Annotated in this window: 7 protein-coding genes; all 7 read right to left on the bottom strand. The window is 69.4% G+C overall.

From position 1 onward, the window contains the following. On the bottom strand, positions 1-256 hold a 256-nt coding region (locus VKG81_RS17595), incomplete at its 3' end, for a glycine cleavage system H protein (RefSeq protein WP_324397832.1). 51 nt (positions 257-307) lie between these two features. Next, positions 308-1,105, bottom strand: coding sequence for a DUF881 domain-containing protein (locus VKG81_RS17590; protein WP_324397831.1), 798 nt, complete (start codon positions 1,103-1,105; stop codon positions 308-310). Positions 1,106-1,110: 5 nt separating this feature from the next. Then, complete coding sequence (locus VKG81_RS17585) at positions 1,111-1,443, bottom strand: small basic family protein (RefSeq protein ID WP_324397830.1); 333 nt, start codon at positions 1,441-1,443, stop codon at positions 1,111-1,113. A 77-nt stretch (positions 1,444-1,520) separates the two neighbouring features. Further along, complete coding sequence (locus VKG81_RS17580; protein WP_324397829.1) at positions 1,521-2,438, bottom strand: DUF881 domain-containing protein; 918 nt, start codon at positions 2,436-2,438, stop codon at positions 1,521-1,523. Continuing rightward, positions 2,431-3,042 carry a CDP-alcohol phosphatidyltransferase family protein gene (locus VKG81_RS17575; protein WP_324397828.1) on the bottom strand — a complete coding sequence of 204 codons (612 nt, stop codon included), beginning with the start codon at positions 3,040-3,042 and terminating at the stop codon, positions 2,431-2,433. Before VKG81_RS17575 ends, VKG81_RS17580 begins: the two co-directional genes overlap by 8 nt. Positions 3,043-3,052: 10 nt before the next feature. After that, the gene (secA2, locus tag VKG81_RS17570) at positions 3,053-5,377 is read right to left on the bottom strand and encodes an accessory Sec system translocase SecA2 (protein WP_324397827.1); all 2,325 of its coding nucleotides are present in this window, start codon (positions 5,375-5,377) and stop codon (positions 3,053-3,055) included. 23 nt (positions 5,378-5,400) lie between these two features. After that, entirely contained in the window at positions 5,401-7,074 is a 1,674-nt protein-coding gene (locus tag VKG81_RS17565; RefSeq protein ID WP_324397826.1) for an acetolactate synthase, read from the bottom strand. Positions 7,075-7,094 lie beyond the last annotated feature (20 nt).

Genomic DNA, 7,094 nt, shown 5'->3' with positions numbered 1-7,094 from the left:
CCAGATCGCCGTTGACCGCAACCACTTTCGCGGTAACCGGGGCATAAAGGTCCGACACCGACTTGGTGGACTCCACCTCACCGAACGACTCACCGGCGCTGACCTGGGCACCCACGTCGGGCAGCTGGACGAAAACCACGTCACCAAGCGACGACTGGGCGAAGTCGGTGATGCCTACCCGCACGGTGTCCGGACCTGTGCGGCGCACCCACTCGTGCTCAGAGGTGTAGTGCAGGTCGGCTGGGATTTCGCTCACGGGCTTCCCTATCTGTCGGTACGGATCGGCTGATCGAATTTGCTGAGGCGCTCACTTGACGGGCTGAGCGTATTGACGTGGTTTCGGCTGCCGCAAGGCGGTGATGTCGACCTGGTCGGACTGCGCGATGTTCATCGTGCCGCCCACCCGCTCCACACTGTCGACCGCCCCGCCGGGAATGTTCATCGCGGCGGCCAGCGTCGGCGGATCGCCAATGGCCACAACGGTATACGGCGGGCTGAGGGTCTGGCCGTCGATCGAAAGCGCGCCGGGGTTGCCGACCACCCAGGTGTCGACCCCGACACGCACGGATGTTTGTGGGCCGGCCGGCCCCCCGCGAATCTCGATCGTTTCTGCGCCGGCGGCGCGCAGCTCGTTGATGACGTCGATCATCGTCTCCGGTGTGACGCCGGTCGCCGGGTCGTTGACGGTCAGCGTCACGCCCGGCCCCGTTGCGGCGACGGTGCCGATCAGAATTGACAACGCCGACAGCCGTGCCTGCGCGTCGGCGATCGCGGCCTTGTCGTCGCTGCCCGAAGCCCGCAGTGCGGCCAGGGTCCGCTGCAGGTCGCCCACCTCCTTGTTCAATGACGCTTCACGCTGCTGCAGTGAATCCAGGAGGACCACCAGGTCTGCCGGCCGCGCGGACTCCAGCGAGTCGCCCGACTTGGTCTGGCGCACTTGGGCCGCGATGGCGGCACCGAGGAGCACGCATAGCAGCACTCCGAGCACGCCGAACACCGCCTGCGCGCGGCCGCCGCGGAACATCCCCAGCCGCCGCGGCGCCGGCGCGTCGGGCGGAAGCTCGTGGCGACCGTGCTGCTCCTGGTCGGCGCCGTGCTCGCTCATCTCGGTCAGGCCCCGAACAGCCTGCGGCGCAAAGCAGCTGCGTTGCCGAAGATCCGGATGCCCAGCACGACGATGATCGCGGTGGACAGCTGCGTGCCGACCCCGAGGTGGTCGCCGACGTACACGATCAGCGCAGCGACCAGCACGTTGAAGACGAACGACACGACGAAGACCTTGGAGTCGAAGATGCGGTCAAAGTACGCGCGCAACCCGCCGAACACCGCGTCGAGCGCGGCCACCACCGCGATCGGCAGATACGGCTGCACCGCCTCGGGCACGCTTGGGTGAAACACCAGCCCCAGCACGATTCCGACCACCAGCGCGGCGACACCGATCATCGGCCGGATCCTCTCATCTCCGCTCTCTCCTCTTCGCGCAAGCGCTCATCTCCGCTCTCTCCTCTTCGCGCAAGCGCTCATCGGTCCCCAATCTCTCTGGCGTACTTGACATCCCGCGTGTTGCCGGCAGGCACCGTCAGCGCATCGCCGGCACTGACCGTCGCTCCTGCGCCGTAGGTCGCCTCGAGCAGCCGCATCCGCGTCAACCCCGGGCTGGCCTCGAAGCTGTCCTGCATCGCGTGCGGTGGACCGATGGCGACGACCACGTAGGGGCTGCTGATCGGCTGGTTGTCCACGAGGATCGCCCCGCCGGCCTGGCGGATCGTGACGTTCGGGCCGATACGCACCCCGCCGACCGCGATCGCCTCGGCGCCGCTGGCCCACAGCGAATTGACCACGAGTTGCAGATCCCGGTCCAGCACCACCTGGCGGCTTCCCGGGATGCGCTCTTTGGAGACGTCGGACAGATCCCGCGATGCCCCGGGGTCGGTGAGCGTGATCGTCAGGCCGGGCCCGGTCACCGCGGTGGCTCCTGCCGTCACACCCAGCTGGTCAAGGCCGCGCAACAGTTGCTGGCCGGCCGTGTCGTCCTGGAGCTGGCCGCGACGCAGGTTGTCGACGTCGGAGGTCAGGTTCGCCCGTTGTAGGGCAAGGCTGTTGGTGCCTGTCTCGGCCGCCCGCACGCTCGCGATCAGTACCTGCTGCGTCTGCTTGACGCCCGGCGCCACTGAGCGAGCCTGGGCAACCGCCGCCGCGAAGACCACCGCGATCAGCACCGCGGCCGCGGCCTGCCAACCCCACGTGGCCCGCCTCGGCCGTGGTGGCGCCCCGCCGGCCCGGCTCGCGGCCGCCGCGGCGTAACCCGGGTCCAGGTGCTCGGAGAGCAGTGAGCGGAGCAGCGACGGCACCGGGATCAGCCGCGGCCGGTCCCCCTCGCGGGTGTTCATGCCCGCGTTCGGGTCGTATCCACCGAGCGAGCGGTCAGGCTCAGCCACGGTTGCGACCTCCCGTATCGATCTTCGGGAGTCGTCGCAGCACCATCACGAACTGCACCACGTACAGCACGAAGCTCCACAGGTACATCGCCAGCCCCCAGATGAGGAATCCCCAGCCGATAGCGAGCACGACGCGGCTCCACAGCGCGCCGAACTGGCCGAGCAGGATCAGTGGGAAGCCCGACATCAGCCCGAAGGTTGCCGCCTTCCCGATGTAGGTGACAGGCAGCCCGGTCAGCCCGCGGCTGCGCAGCGCCGGCAACGTCGCGGCCAGCAACAGATCACGCCCGATCAGCACCAAGACGATCCACCACGGCACAAAATGGCGCAGCGCGAACGCAATTGGGACGCTCACCATGTAGATGCGATCCACCAACGGGTCCAGCAGCTCGCCCAGCCGCGACGACTGGTTCATCAGCCGGGCGATCTTGCCGTCGGCCCAGTCCGAGGCGCCGCTGAACATCAGGATCCCGGTCGCCCATGCGTCGGCGCGCACGACGAGCAGCAGGTAGAGGAAAACCCCGATCAGCACCAGCCGCACCACGCTGAGCGCGTTGGGCACGGTCAGCACCCGTTCGCGCGGGGGCGCGGGTGCCTGCTCCATGGGCGTAAACCTAGCGGAAGACCCCGGGCAGGCTCAGCGCTGACAAGGTGTCGTCGGCCAGCGGGTTGTCGTGGATCATGTATGTCCACGTCGAGGTCGGCCGGGCCAGCTTGGACAAATCGAGTCCCGGCTCCTCCTCGACGACGTTCGCGGTCTCGAACGTCTGTTGCGCGGCCTCGATCGCGTCGGCGGCCAGGTGCGCGAACGCGTCGACGGCCATGCGGTGAAACTCGTCGAGTGGGTTCTGCCTGCCCAGTGCACGCAGGTGGATGCTCTCGCGGATGTCGGCCAGGTAGGCCAGGTGATCCGCCCACCCGCGGTCGAGGTGATACAGCATGATCATCCGGCAGATCTTCTCCAGCCGGTCCTCGCTGAGCGTGTCCGACAGCTCCTCGTAGCGCTCCGGCGAGCGGGCCTGCAGCTCTTCGCGCGCGGTGGGTGTGCGCAGCAGCGTGTCGCGGCGCTCGACGATGATCGCGCGCTGCTGGGCGATCAGCTGGTTGTACCGCCACGTGTTCGCGTGCACGTCGAGCAGCTTGCCCTCGGCGACCCGCTGGGCGTGGTCGAGAAGTCCCGCCGCCTTCGGGCTGACGATCCGGCCGTCCTCGTCGGTCTGCATCGGGAGCTTGTTGGGCTCGAGATTCGCGGTGACGACGTCGTCTTCATAACTCGAGAAGAACACCGAGGACCCGGGATCGCCCTGGCGTCCGGCACGGCCGCGCAGCTGGTTGTCCAGCCGCTCGGTGTGATGGCGTCCGGTGCCGACCACGTGCAGGCCGCCCAGCTCGGCCACCTTGTCGTGGTCGGCCTCGTCGGACCCGCCCAGCCGGATGTCGGTGCCGCGGCCTGCCATCTGCGTGGACACGGTGACCGCGCCGAGCTTGCCGGCCTCGGCGATGATGCCCGCCTCCTCGGCGTCGTTCTTCGCGTTCAGCACGACGGCCGGGACACCGGTCTTGAGCAGCCGCTCGTGCAGCTCCTCCGATTCGGCGACGTCGCGGGTGCCGACGAGCACCGGCTGCCCGGTGGCGTGCACGGTGGTGATGTGTTCGACGACCGCGTCGTTCTTGGCCGCCGCGGTGACGTACACCCGGTCGGCCTCGTCCTCGCGGATGTTCGGCGTGTTCGGCGGAATCGGTGAGACGCCGAGTTTGTAGAACTGGCGCAGCTGCTCGCCGGCGGCCAGCGCCGTGCCGGTCATGCCGCACACGGTCGGGTAGCGGTTGATCAACGCCTGCACGGTGATGGTGTCCAGCACCTCACCGGTCTCGGTGGTCTCGATGCCTTCCTTGGCCTCGACGGCGGCCTGCAGCCCGTCGGGCCAGCGCTGCAGCTGCGCGATCCGGCCCCGCGATGCGTTGATCAGATGGACTGCGTCGTCGCGGACGATGTAGTGCACGTCGCGCTGCAGCAGCACATGCGCGTGCAGCGCGACGTTGACCTCGGTCAGTGTCGTGCCGACGTGCTCCTCCGAGTACAGATCGATGCCGCCGAGTGCCGTCTCGACCTTCCGCGCGCCGGCGTCGGTGAGGTGGATGTTGCGGCGGTCGGAGTCGGTGTCGTAATCCGTGCCCGGCGTGAGCTCGCCGACCAGTCGGATGATCTCCAGCCGCGGCGTCTCGCGGTGCGTCGTACCGGCGAGCACCAGCGGCACCAGCGCCTCGTCGACCAGCACGGAGTCCGCCTCGTCGATCAGAGCGACGTCGGGGTTGGGCGAAACCAGATCGTCGACGTCGGTGACGAGCTGGTCGCGCAGCACGTCGAAGCCGACCTCGTTGACCGAGGCGTACGTGACGTCGCATGCGTAGGCCGCGCGCCGCTCCGCGGCGGTCGATTCGGCGGTGACCCAGCCGACCGTTAGGCCCATCGCCTCCAGCTGCGGTCCCATCCACTCCGCGTCGCGGCGGGCCAGGTAGTCGTTGATCGTGATGACATGCACATGCCGGCCCCCGAGCGCATAACCCGCGGCCGCGATTGCCCCCGACAGCGTCTTGCCCTCGCCGGTTGCCATCTCGACCACGTCGCCGGCCAGCATCCGCAGCGCGCCAAGCAGTTGCACGTCGAACGGGCGCAGGGTCGTTGACCGTTCAGCGGCCTCGCGGGCGATCGCGAGGAACTGTGGGATGTCGGTGGAGTCGGCGAGGTCGTCGAGGTTGAGCAACTTCGCAGCCTTGCGCAGCTGCTGGTCGTCGAGCCCTTCGGCCTTCTCGTCGTAGTCGGCCGACGCCTTCACCTCGGCAAGGGATCGGCCCTGGTTCTTCTCGGTGCTCGCGCCGAGCAGTTTCCAGAACGTGCTGCTCAGCCGGCCCGGTCGCGCGCTGGTCGATTTCGCCACAGGTCAACCGTACGCGGCCGCCCTCACCCGAGGTTCGAACGCCGCGGATAGGCCACCGCGGGATCGGTCAGCACATTGACCAGCGCCGGCAGCCCGGAATCAAAGGCCCGGTTCAGCGCGGGCCGCAGCTCCGCGGGGCTTCTCACCAGCTCGCCGTGGCCGCCCAGCACCGACACCACCTCGTCGTAACGGGTGCCGGGGCGCAGCTCGGCGACCACGGAGTACCCGTAGATCATCTCCATCGGATGCTTCTCCAGTCCCCAGATCCCGTTGTTGCCGATCACGGACACGACCTGCACGCCGTGGCGGACGAGGGTGTCCCATTCCATGCCGGAAAAGCCGAACGCACCGTCGCCCTGCAGCAGCACGACCTGGCGGTCGGGCCGGGCGAGCTTCGCGGCCATCGCGTACCCCGGGCCCGAGCCGAGGCAGCCGAACGGCCCGCTGTCCAGCCACGCGCCGGGCACGTAGCTGTCGATCACCCGGCCTGCGTACGACCCGAAGTCGCCGGCGTCGATCACCACGATCGCGTCGCGGTCGAGCAGCGGCATCAGCTCGGCGTAGACCCGCATCGGGTGCAGCGGTGTGCGGTCGTCGGCCAGCTCGGCGCGCTCGCCGGCGCGGGCCTCGATCTCGGCGCTGCGCAGGTCGGCGATCCATGCGTGCCGGTCTGGCGGGTGCACGCTCGCGAGCGCGGCCAGGGTCGTCCGCAAGTCGCCGTAGAGGGCCGCGGCGACGGCGCGGGGATGGTCACGCTCGGGCGCGACCCGATCGGCGACGATCAGCTGGGTGTCTGCCCCGAACACGCCGCCGAACCCGAGGCGGAAGTCCATCGGCACGCCGACCACCAGCGCTACGTCGGCTTGTCCCAGGGCTCGCGACCGCGCCCGCGAAAACGCGAGGTCGTGATCTGCGGGTACCACACCGCGCGCCATGCCGTTCATCAGCACCGGGACACGCTGCGCCTCAGCCAGCCGCAGCAGTTCGCCCTCGGCATGGCCCCACCAAACATTGGTGCCGGCCATGATCACCGGCCGCTCGGCGCCGGCGAGCAGCGCGGCGGCGCGGTCCAGGGCCGCCCCGTCACAGGCGGGCGGCGCGGGAAGGTCGGCAAGCGCGCCGGGCCTGCCGTCGTCCTCGGTTTCGGCGAACACGTGATCCATCGGAAAGTCGACGAACGCGACACCCGACGGCGCGCCCAGCGCGGCGCGGAGGGCTTCGTCGACAAGCGTGCCGGCCGCTGCCGCCGAATCGGCCGTCGCGGCGAAGCGTGCGAGCGGCGCGACGAAGGGCACGTGGTCGATCTCCTGCAACGAGCCCATGCCCCACCGCAGCGCGGGCGCCCGTCCGCCCAGTACCACCAGCGGAGACTGGTTCTGTTGCGCAGCGGCCATCGCGCTCATCCCGTTTGTCACGCCGGGCCCCGCCGTGAGCGCCGCGACGCCCGGGGCGCGCGTGACCTTCGACCAGCCCTCTGCCGCAAACGCCGCGGTCTGCTCGTGGCGGGTGTCGACCAGCCGGATGCCCTCGCTGCGGCAGCCGTCGTACAACGAGAACAAGTGCCCGCCCGACAGCGTGAAGACGGTGTCGACGCCGCTCGCCTTCAGCCGGCGGGCGATCAGGCGGCCCGCGTGGACGGTCTGTGGCGGGTGCGCGGTTGTGCGAAGACCCGAGGATTTCGGAACGTCGATGCTCATGGCGGCGAGCCTAACGCCTG

Origin of the sequence: Mycobacterium sp., from assembly GCF_035314905.1 — a bacterium.
Classification (GTDB): domain Bacteria; phylum Actinomycetota; class Actinomycetes; order Mycobacteriales; family Mycobacteriaceae; genus Mycobacterium.
Note: the sequence above shows the minus strand (reverse complement) of the source record. Positions and strands in the feature narration are given on the sequence as shown.